A 17,391-nucleotide genomic window follows, 5' to 3' on the forward strand; every position below is an offset into this window, starting at 1 on the left:
GGAGGGAGATGGCATGGAGCGCATGTTTCGCGTTCTCGGCTTTTGGACTGGAATTTTCTCGGTTATGTTTTACGTAGGGGATATGCATTCGACCGCACTACTATTTTTAGGACAAACAGGATTCTTCGTACTTTTAAGTTATTTAAAATTAACAGAGCGTATGTATATATACGTATTCGGGGCATATTTAACCGTTTTCTTCATCGGATTTACATGGTACACAACATTTTTACTTGTCCCTGGAGCTGGGCATTAAGAGATGGCAAATTGCCATCTTTTTTTTAATCCCGCAATTCCCTAGTTGACTTATAGGTTTTATTACCTTATATTCTATATAACACATTGGAATTAGGGGGAATTAATATGAATACACTGCTTGTCGGAATTAACATCACAGTCATGCTCATTTTAGTTGGCGTATTGTATTATATGCAACGTAAGCATGTATCTTTTAATAAACGTGTATTTACTGCTTTAGGAGTCGGAATTATCTTTGGTCTTATATTACAATTTATTTATGAACCTACTTCTAAAGTAATTATCGAATCAAATACCTGGTTTAGTTTAATTGGTAACGGTTATGTGAAATTACTTCAAATGATCGTTATGCCACTTATTTTAGTATCTATTATTTCAGCATTTACAAAATTACAATTAACGAAAAACCTTGGTAAAATCAGTGGTCTTATTATCGGAATTTTAATTCTTACTACAGGAATTGCCGCAGCTGTCGGTATAGCTGCAAGCGCAGGATTTGATGTATCAGCAACAGGATTACAACAAGGTGATGCAGAATCTGCTCGTCTGAAATTAGTAGAAGAAAGATTTACTTCTATTGAAAAGACAACAATTCCAGACAAATTGTTAGAACTGTTGCCTACGAATCCTTTTCTTGATTTAACAGGTGCTCGTCCAACATCAACAATTTCTGTTGTAATATTCGCAGCCTTTATCGGGATTGCCTTTATAGGTGTAAAACGAAAATATCCAGAACAAGCAGAGCTATTTAAGAAAATGCTTGATGCTGTATATGCAATCGTAATGCGTATGGTAACATTAATTTTACGTCTTACTCCATACGGCGTATTAGCTCTTATGGCAAAGACAGTTGCTGGTAGCGATATTAACGCTATTTTAAAACTTGGTAACTTCGTGTTAGCATCTTACGTAGCTCTTATCGTAATGTTTATCATTCACTTATTATTAATCGCATTATCTGGTTTAAATCCAATTCAATATTTGAAAAAAGTGTTCCCTGTATTAACATTTGCATTCACATCTCGCTCTAGTGCTGGTGCAATGCCATTAAATATTGAAGCTCAAAAAGAAAAGCTTGGTATTTCTGAAGGAATCGCTAACTTCGCTGCATCCTTTGGAGTATCTATCGGTCAAAACGGTTGCGCAGGTATTTATCCAGCAATGCTTGCTATGATGGTCGCTCCAACTGTAGGAATTGATCCATTACAACCACAATTCATTTTAACTTTAATCGCTGTCGTTGCTATTAGCTCATTCGGTGTTGCCGGTGTTGGTGGCGGTGCAACATTCGCAGCGTTAATCGTACTATCTACAATGAACTTACCAATCGGTATTGTCGCTCTTGTTATCTCAGTTGAACCATTAATCGATATGGGTCGTACAGCTCTTAACGTAAGTGGTTCTATGACAGCTGGTCTTATTTCTAGTAAATGGCTTGGTGAATTAGATCAGGATACGTACAATCAAGATGATGTAAAAACTGGTGAGATTGCTTCATAATAAAAAAGGACGCTAACAAAAACTGTTAGCGTCCTTTTTTAGTTCTTTTCATCTTCCTCTTTATCTTTTATACATAAGGCATAACATATTGTTTCAAACACTATGTATAAAGCTCTACCGATTACTTCAACCATAGTAAAACACCACCTGTATATTAGAATAGATAATTATAAATAAATTATATATCTTTTCGGACTTTTATAAAAATTACATTTTTGTAAGGTTTTATAAAAACCAATCTTTATACTTCTACTAAAAACTCTTCTAGTTGCTCTTTTAACTCCAATGTAAAATCTCGTTCTTTATACTTCATTTCTATCTCCTTACACATAAAAAAAGAGAATATAATAACATATTCTCTTTTCTCAAATATATTTCATTATCTCACAGCCCGTCCCTTTCACAAATAACCATTTTGCTCGCACCATGTATGAAATTGTCCTACATCTACTCCAACTAACACGATATCCTTTAGCTCTACAGCAATACTTTGTTCCCCAATTACAATAGCAAAATGGGATTCTAATTGTTTTTCATTTTTCTTTACAGTTCCAATTCGGTTCCGATGCGGCCCATCTTTTATATATGCTTTTTGTCCTACAATATCAAAGTTCAAGATTCTCACCTCTTTTACTGCGCTCAAATTGGAAATACAATCTCCACCTCGGAAAATTTCCTTTCATTGCACTATTTCTCTATATATATGACGAAACAATAAAAGAGTCCTTCCTTCTTTACAATTATTTTTTCTTTGTTTCATTTTTATGATTGAAACGTAAAGTTTATAATAAAATACACTTGGAAGCGCTTTCTACGTAATTTTTTATGTTATAATATAAAAGTAGAACTTCGTAAAGAGGGTTAAAAAATGAATACAAACATGATTAACAAAGTAATTGAAGCATTAAAAGTATATGGCTTTCAGGATGTATCATTCTGTGAAGAAACGAAGCAATTTTTATTTCATAACGAAACCGATATTATGAGCGGCTATGCAGAAATAACATATAGTAGTCAATTCGAAAAATTTAACGTACAAATTCATCCAATTGAAACGCATCACCAAGCAGAGTTACAAGAGGTTGAAAGACATATACAAGCTTGCATACGAAAAGTAGAGTATTTAAATGCACTTCTTACTGGACAAACAAAGCTAGATGATAAAATTATTATTATGTAAAAAAAAAGAACGTGAAGCTATCACGTTCTTTTTCATTATACGTTCATTTTCCCCTTCAGCTGTAATCCTGTAACAGATTCTAATACATCCATCGCTTCTTCAAACGTCATATCAAAAATTGTCTTCTCTTCTATATAGGGAAACTGTCTAAAGCGCTTTTCTAACATTTTCACTGCATCCGATGTGAAGTTTGCGCTATCAATGCCAAATTCTGTTTCAAGAAGCACAATCCAATCTAACACATGAAAACCTAATCCATTTACGAATGAAATAAGTTTTTCTTCTGGCTGTGGAGATAAGAATACGTTTCGCTCCAGCTCACTGAAAAGTTCTTCTCCTAAAATTCCTGCTAACTCATCATCATGTTCGCGTTCAATAATCTCTTCATAACCGTAATCATCAACAAGCTCTTCTACTTCTTCACTATCCGCAAAAAGCAATTGACTAAGAATTGCATCTTTCTTAAATTCACTGTTTTGTACAACCTCTAAAAAACTTGTTTCCCATCCATTTTCTAATTTCATATGTATAACTCCTTTATATGCTTTACTTATAATCACTGTGCCCAAAATAGCCTAATGGTAACCTTCACTCTTTTTTTGCAAAAAAATATTTCTCGCTACATTCCCACGTCTAACATTCCACTTTATTCAATATATATGAGACAAGCCCCTCAATTTCTCCTTCGAAAATATCAACTTCTCGTAAATGGTAGAATGTCGTTTGCAACTCATTGCCCTTGTGATATATATAAATTTTCTTTTCTAAAGCAATTGCCATCCCTAATTCTGTATGACTTCCATTCCCACCCTCTAGTATGAGTAAGAAAACATCAGCTTCTCGTATCGCTTCTTGTTCTTCTTCACCAATCTTTTGCAATTGTTCTCTATTGGTTGCTCTTTCATTTTTCGTCCAATCATATGTATGCTGCCATCCCACTTCTTTCAACTGGCTTGATACGAAACGAACAAGATGTTTATTTTGAAATCCTGAAGCAATATAAAATTTCATTTATATTCACTCCTTAAATATGTATGGGGAAACTCCTTTTTTAGCGTTAATGGGATTTTTTCAAAAAAAATCCCCATCCTTAGAACTTATTTGCGTTTCAATGATGGGGTGCCTCATGATCTTCTTTTATTTTTTGTTTTTTATAACTTTCATCAGCTAACATTTCTAGTTCAGCTGTTATTTCTGATTTTTCAAGCTCTCGTTCTTGTGAAAATTTCCGTGAAATATAAACAATAACACTACCAACGTACAACACAAAGCATATAATAAGTGCAGTATTTTCATAGAGACTTAGCTCCAACACAGTCACTCCTAATCCATTCGTATTTTCACGCTTAATCAATTGGAATTTCCCTATTAACCATTTGTTACCCCGCATTAACGGGCAGTAAGACCCCCACCTCAAAATTCAACGAAAACAAAGAAGTTAGGTGTGGGATTAACTGCCCGTAAAAGCCCGATTGGTGAGGGCTAATAATCAGTGGGGATGAACCCCCCACTGATTAAAGTTTCACTTTATTGTAACATAAAAATATCAATTCTTGGAATCTTTCATCCTACTAAAAAAGACATGATTGTTTAATCATGCCTCTGAAATATGTTGAATGATAGTTTTAATCGCTTCTTTTCCATTATATTTTTTTAATGCTGTTTTATACGTCTCATTATTATGAGATAGCTCTTCTATATGCTTTATAAGTGAGTTCACCGTTACATCCTCTTCATATAATACCGATGCATACCCTTGTCTTTTAAAGGATTCAGCATTTAAAATTTGATCTCCACGGCTTGCAAATTTCGATAACGGAATTAAAACCATCGGCTTTTGCATTGTTAAAAATTCAAAAATCGCGTTGGATCCCGCACGCGAAATAACAAAATCTGTTGCTGCTAATATATCCGGCAACTCTTCATGTACATATTCAAATTGTCTATATCCTTCTTTATTTTGTAAGGATTCATCAAGATTTCCTTTTCCGCAAAGATGCACAATTTGATAATTTTTCAGAAGATCTGGAAGTGCCGATCGAACCGTTTCATTAATTTTCTTTGCGCCTAAACTTCCTCCCATAACAGTAATAACTGATTTCTTCCGGGAAAACCCTAGAAACTTTAAACCTTTTTCAAGATTTCCTCTTAGTACGTCTTCACGTACAGGCGATCCTGTATATATTACTTTTTCTTTCGGTAAATGTTTCGCTGCTTCTTCAAATGTAACAAATATTTTCGAGGCAAAACGGAGCGCAATTTTATTTGCTAGTCCAGGTGTCATATCAGATTCATGTAATAAAACTGGCACCCTATTTAGCCACCCTCCTATTACGACTGGTACGGATACGAAACCACCTTTTGAAAAAATAACATCCGGTTTTAGTTTACGAATTGTTACGTACGCATCCATAACACCCTTCATCACGAGAAAAGGATCTTTTATATTTTTCAAATCAAAATAACGACGTAGCTTCCCGCTTGCAATACTATGGTATGGGATTCCTTCTTTTTCTATAATCGTTTTCTCAATACCTTGATGAGAACCAATATAAGAGATATCCCAGTTCTGCTTTTGTAAATGTGGAATAATTGCTAAATTAGGTGTTACATGCCCGGCCGAACCGCCACCTGTAAAGACTATTTTTTTCATACGTCTCCCCCTTCTACACTATAGTACACTAAAATACCTTGCCTCAGGGTGAGAAAATACCATAGCCGTTACAGACGCTTCTGGCTCCATCATAAATCCTTCTGTTAATGAAATACCTATTTCTTCTGGATGAATTAAGCGAAATAATTTTTCTTGATCAGCAAGTTCTGGGCATGCTGGATAACCAAATGATACGCGTATTCCTCTATATTTTGTACGGAATCTCTCTTCCATCGTCAGTTCAGGTGAATCTGGAATTCCCCAACGATCACGAATGAGCATATGTGTTTTTTCAGCAAGTCCTTCTGCTAATTCAAGTGCTAACGACTGAATCGCATGACTGCGTAAATAATCTCCCTTCGCCTTCCATTCCTCTGCAATATCTCGAACCCCTTCTCCAACGGTAACAGATAAGAAAGCGACATAATCCATCTCATCTCCAATCGGGCGTATATAATCTCCTAAAGTACGGTATGGTGCTTTCCCTTGTCTCGGAAATTCAAATCGCTCTATAATACGTGTGTAATTTTCCGGATCGTATATAATTATATTTTGTCCATCACTTTGCGCCGGGAAAAATTGATACACCGCTTTTGGGCGTAACCAAGATTGTCCTTCTTGTAATAATTCATCAATTAAATCATTTAGCTCATGTGCTCTTTTATCCCCTTCTTGCAAGAGTTTTTTTACGTTTCCTTTTAACCCAAGATGGTGTCCAATTAACATTTGTCTATTTAAAAACGGTGCAAGATGAAGGGCAGGAATATCCCGTAATACAACTCGTTTCGTCGAATCTGGCACTATAACAGTTGCTTTTGGCAACGGCTCAATAACTGCGGGAATTTCTATTTTTTTCTCCTCTTGTTTCACAATATGAAGATGGCGTTCCTTTTTATCTCGCTTCATCTTTTCACGTTCTTCTTCTTTTTGTAATTTGTTAATAATATCAAGACCTGTCATTGCATCACTTGCATAACATACGAGCCCTTTATAAGATGGAGAAATACGATTATCTGTAAATTTCCTCGTTAGTGCTGCACCACCTACAACAATTGGAATATCAATATTCGCTGCTTTTAAATCTTCAGCAGTCGTTACCATTTGTTGCGCTGATTTTACTAACAAACCAGAAAGGCCAATAATATCAGGTTTCTTTTCTTGTACTTCTTGAACAATTCGATCCGAACGAACATTAATTCCTAAATTAATAATTTCATATCCGTTATTTGATAAAATAATTTCAACGAGGTTTTTCCCAATATCATGTACGTCTCCTTTAACAGTCGCTAATAATACTTTCCCTTTTTTTGCACTCTCACTAGATTCCATATGTGGCTCTAAATAACTTACGGCAGCTTTCATACTTTCAGCACTTTGCAATACTTCAGCAACGATAAGCTCATTACCATTAAATAATCGCCCCACCTCATCCATTCCTGTCATAAGCGGCCCGTTAATAATATCCAGAGGTTTTCGTCCTTCTGTAAGCGCGAGACTTAGATCTTCTTGTAGTCCTTGCTTCGTACCTTCCACAATATAATTTGCCAGTCGTTCATCAAGCGTTAGCGTTTCTTGTGTAGCGACTTCTTTCTTTTTGGCAACACGGTAAAAGTTTGTGAATTTTTCTAACGTCTCTTTCGTCGTTTCAAATAATAATGCATCCGCAAGACGTTTTTCTTCCTCTGGAATTAACGCATAGCGTTCTAATTTTTCCGTATTAACAATCGCATAATCTAATCCTGCTTTCGTTGCATGATATAGAAAGACAGAGTTTAATACTTCACGTCCAGCTGGTGGTAAACCAAAAGATATATTACTCACACCTAGAATCGTTAAACATTCTGGTAACGCTTCTTTAATAAGACGAATCCCTTCTATAGTCGCTGCCGCTGAACCTATATATTCTTCATCACCTGTTCCTACAGGAAACACAAGCGCATCAAAAATAATATCAGATGGGCGTATACCATACTTTTTCGTTAGTAATTCATAGCTTCTTTTAGCAATCTCTATCTTTCTTTCTGCACTAACTGCCATACCATCTTCATCAATTGTCCCTACAACTATCGCAGCACCGTATTTCCGAAGAAGGGGTGTCACTTTTTCAAAACGCTCTTCTCCATCCTCTAAATTAATAGAATTGATAACACCTTTTCCTTGAATATAAGTAAGAGCTTTCGCCATAACATTTTCATCTGTTGAATCAATCATAATCGGTACTTTTAACACTTTCGTAACTTCTGCCAAGAATCTTTCCATATCTTCTATTTCATCACGATCAGGGTCTGCCATACAAATATCAATAATATGAGCATTTTTCTTCACTTGCGCTCTTGCCACTTCAGCAGCCTCTTCAAATTTCCCTTCTGCTACTAATCTTTTAAACTTACGCGATCCAATTACATTCGTCCTTTCTCCAACAAATAAAGGCCTCATAGAATCATCATATTGCAACGCTTCTAGTCCACTAATTCCATGTCCAACCCTTTCATGATGCTCACGAGGATTAATCGAGGCAAGCGCTGATTTCATTACACGTATATGTTCTGGTGTTGTGCCACAACAACCACCAATAATATTAATCCATCCTTCTTCAGCAAAACGTTTTACTTTTTCAGCAAGTGACGCTGGAGATTCGTGATAATGCCCATCTTCATCAGGAAGACCAGCGTTTGGATAACACGAAATATAACACTCCGATAAATCAGATAGGGAACGTATATGTTCCCTCATAAATTCTGGACCAGTAGCACAGTTTAATCCAACCGATAATGGCTTCATATGCTCTACCGATAAATAAAAGGCTTCGATCGTTTGACCCGCTAAAGTCGTTCCCATCGGTTCAATTGTTCCAGAAATCATAATAGGTACTATTTTGTTTAGTTCTTCAAACGCCGATTGAATTCCAATGTACGCAGCTTTCACATTACGCATATCTTGACTCGTTTCAACGAGTAATACATCAACTTCTCCTCTTAATAGTCCTCTCGCTTGCCTTGTATAGGCTTCAATTAACTCTTCAAAAGTCACACCACCTGTAACACTAATCGCTTTCGTCGTTGGTCCCATCGCTCCCGCAACATACACTTCTTTCCCACTTTCTTTAACCGCTTGCTTCGCCAAAAGCGCTGCCCTTTCGTTTAACTCTTCATCTAAATGAGACAATGCATAATCACTTAATACAATATTTGTTGCACCAAACGTATTCGTTTCAATAATATCTGCTCCAGCTTCAATGTAGACTTTATGAATATTTAAAATAACATCCGGTCTTATTTTTACTAAATATTCATTACAACCTTCGTATTCTTCTCCTCCAAAATCTTCCGCTGTTAAGTCTTCTTGCTGGATCATCGTTCCCATTGCACCATCTAATATTAAAATTTCATGTTGTAATCTCTCTTCTATTCGTTTCATCAATTAATACCTTCTTTCACTTCTTGCTTTTCTCTCACATATTTCACGAGATGTTCTGTAATTTCATATTTTAAAAACGGTGTAATAAGATAAATACCGTTAAAGTATTTCATCGCCGCATCGATCAACTCTTGTGAAATACGAATCCCTTCCTCTATGGCTGCCTCTTTCGTTTCATGTCCATCCATTCTTTGTCTTATCTCTTCAGGGAGAGTAATACCCGGCACTTCAAAATGAAGAAAATCTGCGTTCCGCTTACTTACTAACGGCATAATTCCAATAAAGATAGGTTGTTCCAAATGCTTTGTCGCTTCATATACTTCTTCTATTAAAGCAACATCATATATCGGCTGCGTTAAGAAATATTCAGCACCAGCATCAATTTTTCGTTCCATTCGCTTGACCGCTGCTTTTAAATGCCTTACATGAGGATTGAATGCACCTCCAACAGAAAATCTTGTTGCCGGACCAATTGATTTCCCTAAAATAGAGCGACCGTCGTTCATCTCTTTAATCATTTTAATGAGCTCTATCGATGACAAATCATATACAGAAGTTGCACCTGGGAAATCACCAACACGCGCTGGATCACCAGTTAAAGCTAGCACTTCCTCCATACCTAATGCTGATAATCCAAGTAAGTGAGACTGTAGTCCAATGACGTTATGGTCTCTACACGTTAAATGCGTCAATACTGGAATATCATGCTTCGTTAATAATGCACCCATAGCCATATTCGAAACACGAGGAGATGCTAATGAATTATCTGCTAGAGTAATAGCATCCGCTCCAGCCCTTTTCAGTGCTCTTGCCCCTTCAAAAAAACGCTGCGTGTCTAACGTTTTCGGTGGATCTAATTCCACTACAACTGTCGTTTGTTTCTTTGCCTTTTCTGCTAGAGTAACATGAGCTCTCGAACGCTTCTCATGTGTATGGACCACTTTAGGCCTTTGAATCGTCTCCTTTGCTATTACAGGTGCAACATTTAGAGTAGCACGTTTCATTCCTTCAATATGTTCCGGGATAGTACCACAACAACCACCTAATAAACGAATACCTTGTTCAATAAATTTCGGTGTCATTTCTTCAAAATACGCTGGACTTCCCTCATATACGTAACGCCCTTCCACATAATTCGGGAGACCTGCATTCGGATATGCTGATAAATAGCCATTTTGAGGAATCGATATCATTTTGAAAGCTTCCGTCATGTGAAGCGGGCCTAGTTGACAGTTCAACCCAACAACATTGGCACCGTAATCTAAAAGCTGTTTTAATATTTCATTGACATCATTCCCATTTTGAGTCGTACCTGCCTCATGTAACGCTAACTGAGCAACAATCGGAATATTCGTTTGTTTACGCAATACTTTAACCGCATGCAATAATTCAAATTCATCATAAAAAGTTTCTAATAGTAATCCATCAACCTGTTCTTCTAGTAAAGCACCTGCCTGCTCAAGTAACATAAATTCTCGCTCTATATCAGTCGTTGTAACAGCACCAATATGTTTCATACCTCCAATTGTCCCTAAAATTGCATTCCGCTCTGTTACTGATGCTTTCGCAATATTCACTGCCGCTTTATTAATTTGGACAACTTGATTTTCTAGACCATACATGCGGAGTTTCGCTTCATTCGCACCATACGTATTCGTTTGAATAACATCCGCTCCAGCAGCTACATATTGTTTATGGATCGATATAATTAAGTCCGGATCAGACAAATTCAATTCTTCAAAACTACTTTGTAAACCATGCGAATGTAATAAAGTTCCAACTGCACCATCACCTATTACAATTCCTTTTGATAATAAATCTAGTAATTTCACGAATCTCCCTCATTTCTATCAATATAAAAAAACCCCTCTTCACTTTGAAGAGGGGGACATAATTGTTCCTCCTCTTATCATGCAAAACACACGTTTTGCAGGTTTTAGCACCGTTTCAAACATTTAGTTTGAAGGTTGCCGGGTTTCACAGGGCCTTTCCCTCCACCGCTCTCAATAAGAGTTTGTCTTTATTATTTTATTTATGTAGCTAAAAGGAAATACGTTCCCCTTTTAACAATGTTTGTTAATTTTTTATAAATTTAGCACGCACTAAAATAAAAGTCAATGACACTTGCGGAAAAATAAAAATTATTTAAAATAAAGTTGCAATTCAATTATCTTTTGTTGTAAAGTTAAAACCATAATAAAATTTCATACGAACATTCTTATCTAGAGAGGTAGAGGGACTGGCCCTTTGACGCCTCAGCAACCATTAACATTCATTCGTTAATAAGGTGCTAATTCCAGCAAATTGTGAAAGATTTGACAGATGAGAAGAAGACTCTATTCAATCCGAAAGCCTTCTTCTTAGAAGGCTTTTTTTATTTTCACTTAGTCGTTCACTTTAAAAAGGGGGAATTTTCACATGTCAACAATCGAAACAAAACTAGCACAAATCGGGAACCGTAGCGAAGCTACAACAGGAACTGTTAATCCACCTGTTTATTTCTCAACTGCTTATCGTCACGAAGGAATTGGTAAATCTACTGGTTTTGACTATTCAAGAACTGGAAATCCGACTCGCGGTCTTTTAGAACAGGCAATTGCAGACTTAGAAAGCGGTGAGCAAGGTTATGCCTGTAGTTCAGGAATGGCGGCTGTTCTCCTTGTCCTTTCACTATTCCGTTCCGGAGATGAGCTTATCGTATCTGAAGACTTATACGGGGGAACATATCGTCTATTTTCCGAACATGAAGACAAGTGGAATATTCGATGTAGATACGTAGATACACAATCTATTAAACAAATTGAGCAAGCAATCACATCTCAAACGAAGGCTATTTTCATAGAAACACCGACTAATCCATTAATGCAAGTAACTGATATCGTAAGTGTAGCAAGTGTAGCGAAAAGGCACGGACTACTTCTTATTGTAGATAACACGTTCTATACACCTTATATACAGCAACCATTAACAGAAGGTGCAAACATCGTCCTTCATAGCGCAACTAAATATTTAGGCGGTCATAACGATGTACTAAGCGGACTTGTCGTTGCGAAAGGGAAATCTCTTTGCGAGGAGCTTGCTCATTATCATAATGCCTCTGGTGCTGTCTTAAGCCCGTTTGATTCATGGCTATTAATTCGAGGCATGAAGACTTTAGCACTTCGCATGAAACAGCATGAAGAAAACGCTCATGCAATTGTTGCTTATTTAAATGATGAAGATGGTGTGACAGATGTATTTTATCCAGGAAGAGGTGGTATGATTTCATTTCGCCTTCAAGATGAAACTTGGATTAATCCTTTCTTACAATCTTTATCCTTAATTACATTTGCTGAAAGTCTTGGCGGTGTCGAAAGTTTAATGACTTATCCAGCAACGCAAACTCATGCCGATATTCCAGAAGATGTTCGAACAGCACGTGGTGTGTGTAATCGTCTTCTCCGTTTTTCAGTCGGCATCGAAAATAGCAACGACTTAATTCAAGACTTAAAGCAAGCAATTAAACTTGTAAAAGAAGGTGTAAGAATATGAGTTATTCCATAGATACGCTTTTACTGCATAATCAATACAAGCATGACACACACACAGGAGCTGTTAACGTTCCCATCTATAACACATCAACATTCCATCAGTTTGATGTAGATGCTTTCGGAAAGTATGACTATAGTAGATCTGGAAATCCAACACGTGAAGCTCTTGAAGATATCATTGCTTTATTAGAAGGCGGGACAAAAGGATTTGCCTTTGCATCAGGCATTGCAGCCATTTCTACTGCATTTCTCCTTCTTTCACAAGGTGACCATGTTCTTATTTCAGAAGATGTATATGGAGGTACTTATCGAATTGTTACTGAAGTTCTCTCCCGTTATGGCGTTTCACATACATTTGTTGATATGACCAATGTGGAAGAAGTAAAAGAAAACATTAAACCAAATACGAAGCTCTTTTATGTAGAAACACCTTCTAACCCACTTTTAAAAGTGACAGATATTCGTGCTGTTTCTAATCTTGCAAAATCTATTGGTGCTCTTACTTTTGTTGATAATACATTTTTGACACCACTATTTCAAAAACCGCTTGATCTTGGCGCTGATGTCGTTCTTCATAGCGCTACAAAGTTTATTGCTGGTCATAGCGATGTCACCGCCGGATTAGCTGTCGTAAAAGATGAAGAACTCGCTCAAAAGCTCGGCTTTCTACAAAACGCTTTTGGTGCTATTTTAGGACCGCAAGATTGTTCTCTCGTGCTTCGCGGCATTAAAACATTGCATGTACGTCTCGAACATTCAGCTGCAGGTGCCAACAAAATCGCACATTTTTTACAAGAGCACACTAAAGTTCAAAATGTCTATTATCCTGGCTTACAAACACATCTTGGATTTGACATTCAACAATCTCAAGCTACATCAGCCGGAGCTGTCCTATCTTTCACTTTACAATCAGAAGACGCACTCCGCCAATTTTTATCAAAAGTAAAATTACCTGTCTTCGCAGTTAGTTTAGGAGCTGTCGAATCGATTCTTTCCTACCCAGCTAAAATGTCACATGCAGCATTGTCGCAAGAAGCTCGTGATGAAAGAGGTATTTCTAATTCATTACTTCGTTTATCCGTTGGCCTTGAAAATGTTGACGATTTAATATCCGATTTTGAAAATGCCCTTTCTTATGTAGAAGAGCCTGTAAATGCATAGGACGAACAGAAGATATGAAATTAAGTTTTCATATCTTCTTTTTTATGCCGTTAAATATATTTTTTACTTTTCGTATAGTTCATAAAAAAACGAAAGAGCACCATCTATTTCCAAGTAATGAATTAATTGATATATTAAAAAGTAAAAAAGGGGCAAAAATAATGGATACTTGTGCAGATGTTTTAATCGTTATCGATTTACAAAATGGGGTATGTTATAGCGGAGAGCATTTATTTGATTTACAAAACTTGCTTACAAAAGTAAATAAAAGAATTTCTTCCTATAGAAAATCAAATAAACCAATCATTTTTGTTCAACATTGTGATGATGATTTAGTACCCGAAAAAGAACTTTGGGCTATTCATACCGATCTAGATGTTCAAGAACAAGATTTTTTTGTAAGAAAAACACATGCAAATTCATTTTATAAAACGAACTTAAAAGAGATTTTAGACCAATTATCTGTACATCATATTGAATTTTGTGGTGCCCAAACAGAGTACTGTATGGATGCTACGATTAAATTTGCCCATGGACTGGGATACGAAAACTTCATGATACAGAAAACAACCTCTACGTTAAATAATCCATTTATGTCCGCAAAAGAGACAATTAATTTTTATGAAAATATATGGAATCACAGATTTTTAAAATTGATACAAGATGAACTCTAGAATAAATGACTAATAACTTGATCATTCTAAGATTTATCAGCCACATTCAAATATTTCATTATCACCATTATAAAGAAGCTGATCATAATCAGCTTCTTTTCTTTTAACCTGTTATATATTCTATATATAACATTATAATTCCTTTGTCATATTATTTTAAAAATTTTGTATATTCATTTGAAAGAATAAGAAAATCATGATAAAATTGTGTTACGAATATATCTATATCTTTCAATTTTTGAAACGCATCAAAATTTTCACTCAAAAATGTCATTTTACAAAACTGTGCAAATTTATCTATTTTATTTACATCAGGGTCTCTTTTCTTACAATTTCTTTACTTTAGGACTTTTTTTCTGCAACAACTGTTTTCTTTTCTTTGATTTTTTGGTATGTATAGTATGGTATAACAGCTCACACGGAGGTGGAAAAGAACATGTTAGAAACCTTTCAAAAAGAAATAGAACTATATGAAAGCAATGCAGAATTATTGAAAGTGCTTGCTCATCCTGTTCGCTTATGTATTGTAAAGGGATTAATTGAACGTGGCCCAAGCAACGTTTCTACAATGTACACAGGCTTAAACATGCCACAATCTACAATTTCACAGCATTTAGCAAAGTTAAAAAGTGCTAAAATCGTTTCTAGTGAAAGAAAAGGATTGGAAATTTACTACAAAGTAGAAAACGAAACAATTATTCAACTCGTTCGTGTATTATTAGGTTAGGGACCTATAGACAGAGAAAAAGAGTGTATTCTATATTTTTCATCTCATATCTTTAATATAAATATATATCATGAGAGAAAATATATAATGCTACATAATTAAAAGTCGTATTAAAAAACAAGACACAGAAAATACTGTGTCTTGTTTTTTTCATATCGTTAAATATTGATTCAAAAGTAAATTCTTCATATCTTTTGTGTGTATAACAACATCGAAAGCATTACCTAATCCTCCGTTCAAAATCATAGAGCGAATAGCTCTATTTAGTTTTTGAGTTTCAGAAAAAGGGTTGGTATCTTGATGGCTAGCAAGCTGATCTAATATTCCTGCTGCTAACAAAAACTCTGATTGCTTCCTATGCCATATCGTATTAATTCCGTGCAGCTCAAAATTCATCTTCAACTCATCCCAATGAACATGCGTAGTAAGATCCATTTCTCCTGGATATGCAAGAGGATTACGAATTAGCTTGTGCTTATAATATCCTCTTAAACTTCCTTCACGATGTGCAGGATGCATCCATTCTTCTTTTGTATATCCATAATCAACTGTAATACATATACCTTTCTGAAACCATTTCGCAATCTCTTCTATATACTCTTCCATTGCAATAGGCACTTCAAAGCGCTGTCCCTCAGCAATATGAATGTTATATTTCAATAAGTAACGACCGACTCTTTTCTCTATCGGTCTAAATACTTCTGTAAGGTTTCCCTCATCTGTATACGTGATACGTACTTCATACAAAATTCCATTTCTTTTCTCAACTATCTCAACAGGAAACGCATCAAATAATTCATTCGAAAAAATAATTCCTTCGAAAGACTCTCCCATTTCAATATAAGATGTATAATACGACACATTATCAAATAAGCAAAGCCTCTCCTGTTGTAGCCTTCTATGAAAAGGGCTCACTTCAATAATTGAATAGTTTAAATTGATAAAGGTTTCCGGAGATAATTGTTTCCATTCTTGTAAAACATCATAGGCAAACTTTCCTGTTCCCCCACCAATCTCACAAATATTTGGAGAAACTTCTCCCTTTTCAACAAGCCGAATAAAAAACTTAGCAAAAGTCTTCGCAAATACAGAAGATACATTGCTACTCGTAAAAAAATCTCCCTGTCTTCCGATTTTTTCACGTTCTCTCATATAATACCCATGTTCCTCTGCATATAATACGAGGTTCATATACGTACTATATGAAATCGAATGATCCTTTTCTTTTCCCATCCATTCTCTTAAATTGAGCTCCATCCCCATAATGACTCCTTATTGTAAAAATGGATTATTTTCTTTTTCAAAACCAATGCTTGTTTCTGGACCGTGTCCACATAGCACCGCTGTTTCATCTGGTAATACAAATAATTTCTCTTCAATACTTCCAATTAATTCAGCAAAACTTCCACCAGGTAAATCCGTTCTTCCAATACTCATTTGGAACAATACATCTCCAGAAAATACAGCATTCGCTTCTTTACTGTAATAAGAAATACTTCCTGGAGAATGTCCTGGTGTCTCAAAAATTTCAAAACTAAAAGAACCGATCGTTAATGTACCCTCTTCGTCAATAATATGGTCTGCTGGTTTTGCTGTAATACTGCGGTTCATCATAAAAATTTGCGAGCCATTCACAGTTGCATCTCCTAACCAATCCGCTTCTTCTTTATGTACGTATACAGGAATATGAAAAGCGTCTCTCACGGCATCAACAGCACCAATATGATCGAAATGAGCATGTGTTAATAAAACCGCAAGTGGCTTTAACTGTGCTTCCTGTAAATATGTAACAAGTTTCTCTCCTTCATGACCAGGATCAAAAATAATACACTCATTTTGATCATTCGTTAAAATATAAGCATTTGTTTGTAATGGGCCTAAAGGCATTTGTATCCATTTCATATGAAAATCTCCTCCAGTTATTTAATTTACTTTTAATGATACAACATTTCTTTCTCTTAGGAAAAGAAGGCGTGTTATCTCGACAATCATTTTTAAAACATGTACAATATAAAAGAGTAAATATTCTAAAAACTCATTCTAAGGAATGAGTAGACAGAGGAGGATATTGTATGGGCCTTGTTATTATTTTTACGCTAGTCACTCTGTTAGCTGTATTTGCTACGCTTAGAACACTTCGCGAAAAAAACTTATTCGCGGGCGGCTTCGCTATTGCAACCGTACTTGTTTTCGGATGGTTTACAATCATGACTGTTCTATATAATGGGTACCCACCAGCTTAATCCATTTACATTTTTATTCTCCAACAAGATCTTGCATAAAAAGAGGAA

Annotated in this window: 17 protein-coding genes and 2 riboswitches; of the genes, 8 read left to right on the plus strand and 9 right to left on the minus strand. The window is 35.8% G+C overall.

Annotation, left to right across the window (positions count from 1 at the left end):
- Positions 1-13 precede the first annotated feature (13 nt).
- Together ABH957_RS02380 and ABH957_RS02385 are read left to right on the plus strand one after the other, a co-directional pair.
- Positions 14-256, plus strand: coding sequence for a DUF2626 domain-containing protein (locus ABH957_RS02380; RefSeq protein ID WP_002015110.1), 243 nt, complete (start codon positions 14-16; stop codon positions 254-256).
- 107 nt (positions 257-363) lie between these two features.
- On the plus strand, positions 364-1,758 hold the full coding sequence (locus ABH957_RS02385; protein ID WP_002138338.1) for an L-cystine transporter: 1,395 nt from the start codon (positions 364-366) through the stop codon (positions 1,756-1,758).
- A gap of 400 nt (positions 1,759-2,158) precedes the next feature.
- Here ABH957_RS02385 and ABH957_RS02390 read toward each other — a convergent pair whose 3' ends face one another.
- Positions 2,159-2,374: a DUF3912 family protein gene (locus ABH957_RS02390; RefSeq protein WP_219303540.1), complete on the minus strand. Its 216-nt coding sequence runs from the start codon at positions 2,372-2,374 to the stop codon at positions 2,159-2,161.
- 252 nt (positions 2,375-2,626) lie between these two features.
- Here ABH957_RS02390 and ABH957_RS02395 point away from each other — a divergent pair, with 252 nt between their 5' ends.
- Entirely contained in the window at positions 2,627-2,938 is a 312-nt protein-coding gene (locus ABH957_RS02395) for a hypothetical protein (RefSeq protein ID WP_002129099.1), read from the plus strand.
- 35 nt (positions 2,939-2,973) lie between these two features.
- On the opposite strand, the gene ABH957_RS02400 is transcribed toward ABH957_RS02395, so the two are convergent.
- The 6 genes from ABH957_RS02400 to ABH957_RS02425 form a co-directional block, all read right to left on the minus strand.
- A complete protein-coding gene (locus tag ABH957_RS02400) occupies positions 2,974-3,462 on the minus strand; it encodes a hypothetical protein (RefSeq protein WP_002015119.1) in 489 nt (162 codons plus the stop codon).
- A gap of 109 nt (positions 3,463-3,571) precedes the next feature.
- Positions 3,572-3,949, minus strand: a complete 378-nt coding sequence (locus ABH957_RS02405; RefSeq protein ID WP_002034029.1) for a nucleoside 2-deoxyribosyltransferase — start codon at positions 3,947-3,949, stop codon at positions 3,572-3,574.
- 97 nt (positions 3,950-4,046) lie between these two features.
- Positions 4,047-4,289: a DUF3966 domain-containing protein gene (locus ABH957_RS02410; protein ID WP_085960924.1), complete on the minus strand. Its 243-nt coding sequence runs from the start codon at positions 4,287-4,289 to the stop codon at positions 4,047-4,049.
- A 243-nt stretch (positions 4,290-4,532) separates the two neighbouring features.
- Entirely contained in the window at positions 4,533-5,591 is a 1,059-nt protein-coding gene (locus tag ABH957_RS02415) for an undecaprenyldiphospho-muramoylpentapeptide beta-N-acetylglucosaminyltransferase (protein ID WP_002067149.1), read from the minus strand.
- 18 nt (positions 5,592-5,609) lie between these two features.
- Positions 5,610-9,008, minus strand: a complete 3,399-nt coding sequence (gene metH / locus ABH957_RS02420) for a methionine synthase (protein WP_404454029.1) — start codon at positions 9,006-9,008, stop codon at positions 5,610-5,612.
- Positions 9,008-10,840 carry a bifunctional homocysteine S-methyltransferase/methylenetetrahydrofolate reductase gene (locus tag ABH957_RS02425; protein ID WP_404510625.1) on the minus strand — a complete coding sequence of 611 codons (1,833 nt, stop codon included), beginning with the start codon at positions 10,838-10,840 and terminating at the stop codon, positions 9,008-9,010. Before ABH957_RS02425 ends, metH begins: the two co-directional genes overlap by 1 nt.
- Positions 10,841-10,911: 71 nt before the next feature.
- Positions 10,912-11,021, minus strand: a riboswitch (SAM riboswitch).
- 202 nt (positions 11,022-11,223) lie between these two features.
- Positions 11,224-11,337, plus strand: a riboswitch (SAM riboswitch).
- An 89-nt stretch (positions 11,338-11,426) separates the two neighbouring features.
- On the opposite strand from ABH957_RS02425, the gene metI reads away from it, so the two are divergent.
- The 4 genes from metI to ABH957_RS02445 all read left to right on the plus strand — a co-directional run bounded on the left by metI (position 11,427) and on the right by ABH957_RS02445 (position 15,100).
- Positions 11,427-12,539 carry a cystathionine gamma-synthase/O-acetylhomoserine thiolyase gene (gene metI, locus ABH957_RS02430; protein WP_002143142.1) on the plus strand — a complete coding sequence of 371 codons (1,113 nt, stop codon included), beginning with the start codon at positions 11,427-11,429 and terminating at the stop codon, positions 12,537-12,539.
- Complete coding sequence (gene metC / locus ABH957_RS02435; RefSeq protein ID WP_002143144.1) at positions 12,536-13,699, plus strand: cystathionine beta-lyase; 1,164 nt, start codon at positions 12,536-12,538, stop codon at positions 13,697-13,699. Before metI ends, metC begins: the two co-directional genes overlap by 4 nt.
- Before the next feature lie 161 nt (positions 13,700-13,860).
- Positions 13,861-14,373, plus strand: a complete 513-nt coding sequence (locus ABH957_RS02440) for a cysteine hydrolase family protein (RefSeq protein WP_219303752.1) — start codon at positions 13,861-13,863, stop codon at positions 14,371-14,373.
- 436 nt (positions 14,374-14,809) lie between these two features.
- Positions 14,810-15,100: an ArsR/SmtB family transcription factor gene (locus ABH957_RS02445; RefSeq protein ID WP_000894375.1), complete on the plus strand. Its 291-nt coding sequence runs from the start codon at positions 14,810-14,812 to the stop codon at positions 15,098-15,100.
- Between the two features lie 150 nt (positions 15,101-15,250).
- On the opposite strand, the gene ABH957_RS02450 is transcribed toward ABH957_RS02445, so the two are convergent.
- Together ABH957_RS02450 and ABH957_RS02455 are read right to left on the minus strand one after the other, a co-directional pair.
- Complete coding sequence (locus ABH957_RS02450) at positions 15,251-16,363, minus strand: class I SAM-dependent methyltransferase (RefSeq protein ID WP_219303545.1); 1,113 nt, start codon at positions 16,361-16,363, stop codon at positions 15,251-15,253.
- A 9-nt stretch (positions 16,364-16,372) separates the two neighbouring features.
- Complete coding sequence (locus ABH957_RS02455) at positions 16,373-17,002, minus strand: MBL fold metallo-hydrolase (RefSeq protein WP_002015137.1); 630 nt, start codon at positions 17,000-17,002, stop codon at positions 16,373-16,375.
- Positions 17,003-17,172: 170 nt separating this feature from the next.
- Here ABH957_RS02455 and ABH957_RS02460 point away from each other — a divergent pair, with 170 nt between their 5' ends.
- Positions 17,173-17,343 (plus strand): DUF2759 domain-containing protein, encoded by a 171-nt coding sequence (locus ABH957_RS02460; protein WP_002034036.1) that lies wholly within the window; start codon positions 17,173-17,175, stop codon positions 17,341-17,343.
- The last annotated feature ends 48 nt before the right edge of the window (positions 17,344-17,391 follow it).

The sequence above is a fragment of the Bacillus sp. RC242 genome (assembly GCF_044908245.1).
GTDB lineage: Bacteria > Bacillota > Bacilli > Bacillales > Bacillaceae_G > Bacillus_A > Bacillus_A mycoides.

Coding starts and splice junctions, on each gene's coding strand:
- ABH957_RS02380 (WP_002015110.1), top strand. CDS start 14: ATGGAGCGCATGTTTCGCGTTCTCGGCTTTTGGACTGGAATTTTCTCG.
- ABH957_RS02385 (WP_002138338.1), top strand. CDS start 364: ATGAATACACTGCTTGTCGGAATTAACATCACAGTCATGCTCATTTTA.
- ABH957_RS02395 (WP_002129099.1), top strand. CDS start 2,627: ATGAATACAAACATGATTAACAAAGTAATTGAAGCATTAAAAGTATAT.
- ABH957_RS02400 (WP_002015119.1), bottom strand. CDS start 3,462: ATGAAATTAGAAAATGGATGGGAAACAAGTTTTTTAGAGGTTGTACAA.
- ABH957_RS02405 (WP_002034029.1), bottom strand. CDS start 3,949: ATGAAATTTTATATTGCTTCAGGATTTCAAAATAAACATCTTGTTCGT.
- ABH957_RS02415 (WP_002067149.1), bottom strand. CDS start 5,591: ATGAAAAAAATAGTCTTTACAGGTGGCGGTTCGGCCGGGCATGTAACA.
- metH (WP_404454029.1), bottom strand. CDS start 9,008: ATGAAACGAATAGAAGAGAGATTACAACATGAAATTTTAATATTAGAT.
- metI (WP_002143142.1), top strand. CDS start 11,427: ATGTCAACAATCGAAACAAAACTAGCACAAATCGGGAACCGTAGCGAA.
- metC (WP_002143144.1), top strand. CDS start 12,536: ATGAGTTATTCCATAGATACGCTTTTACTGCATAATCAATACAAGCAT.
- ABH957_RS02440 (WP_219303752.1), top strand. CDS start 13,861: ATGGATACTTGTGCAGATGTTTTAATCGTTATCGATTTACAAAATGGG.
- ABH957_RS02445 (WP_000894375.1), top strand. CDS start 14,810: ATGTTAGAAACCTTTCAAAAAGAAATAGAACTATATGAAAGCAATGCA.
- ABH957_RS02450 (WP_219303545.1), bottom strand. CDS start 16,363: ATGGGGATGGAGCTCAATTTAAGAGAATGGATGGGAAAAGAAAAGGAT.
- ABH957_RS02455 (WP_002015137.1), bottom strand. CDS start 17,002: ATGAAATGGATACAAATGCCTTTAGGCCCATTACAAACAAATGCTTAT.
- ABH957_RS02460 (WP_002034036.1), top strand. CDS start 17,173: ATGGGCCTTGTTATTATTTTTACGCTAGTCACTCTGTTAGCTGTATTT.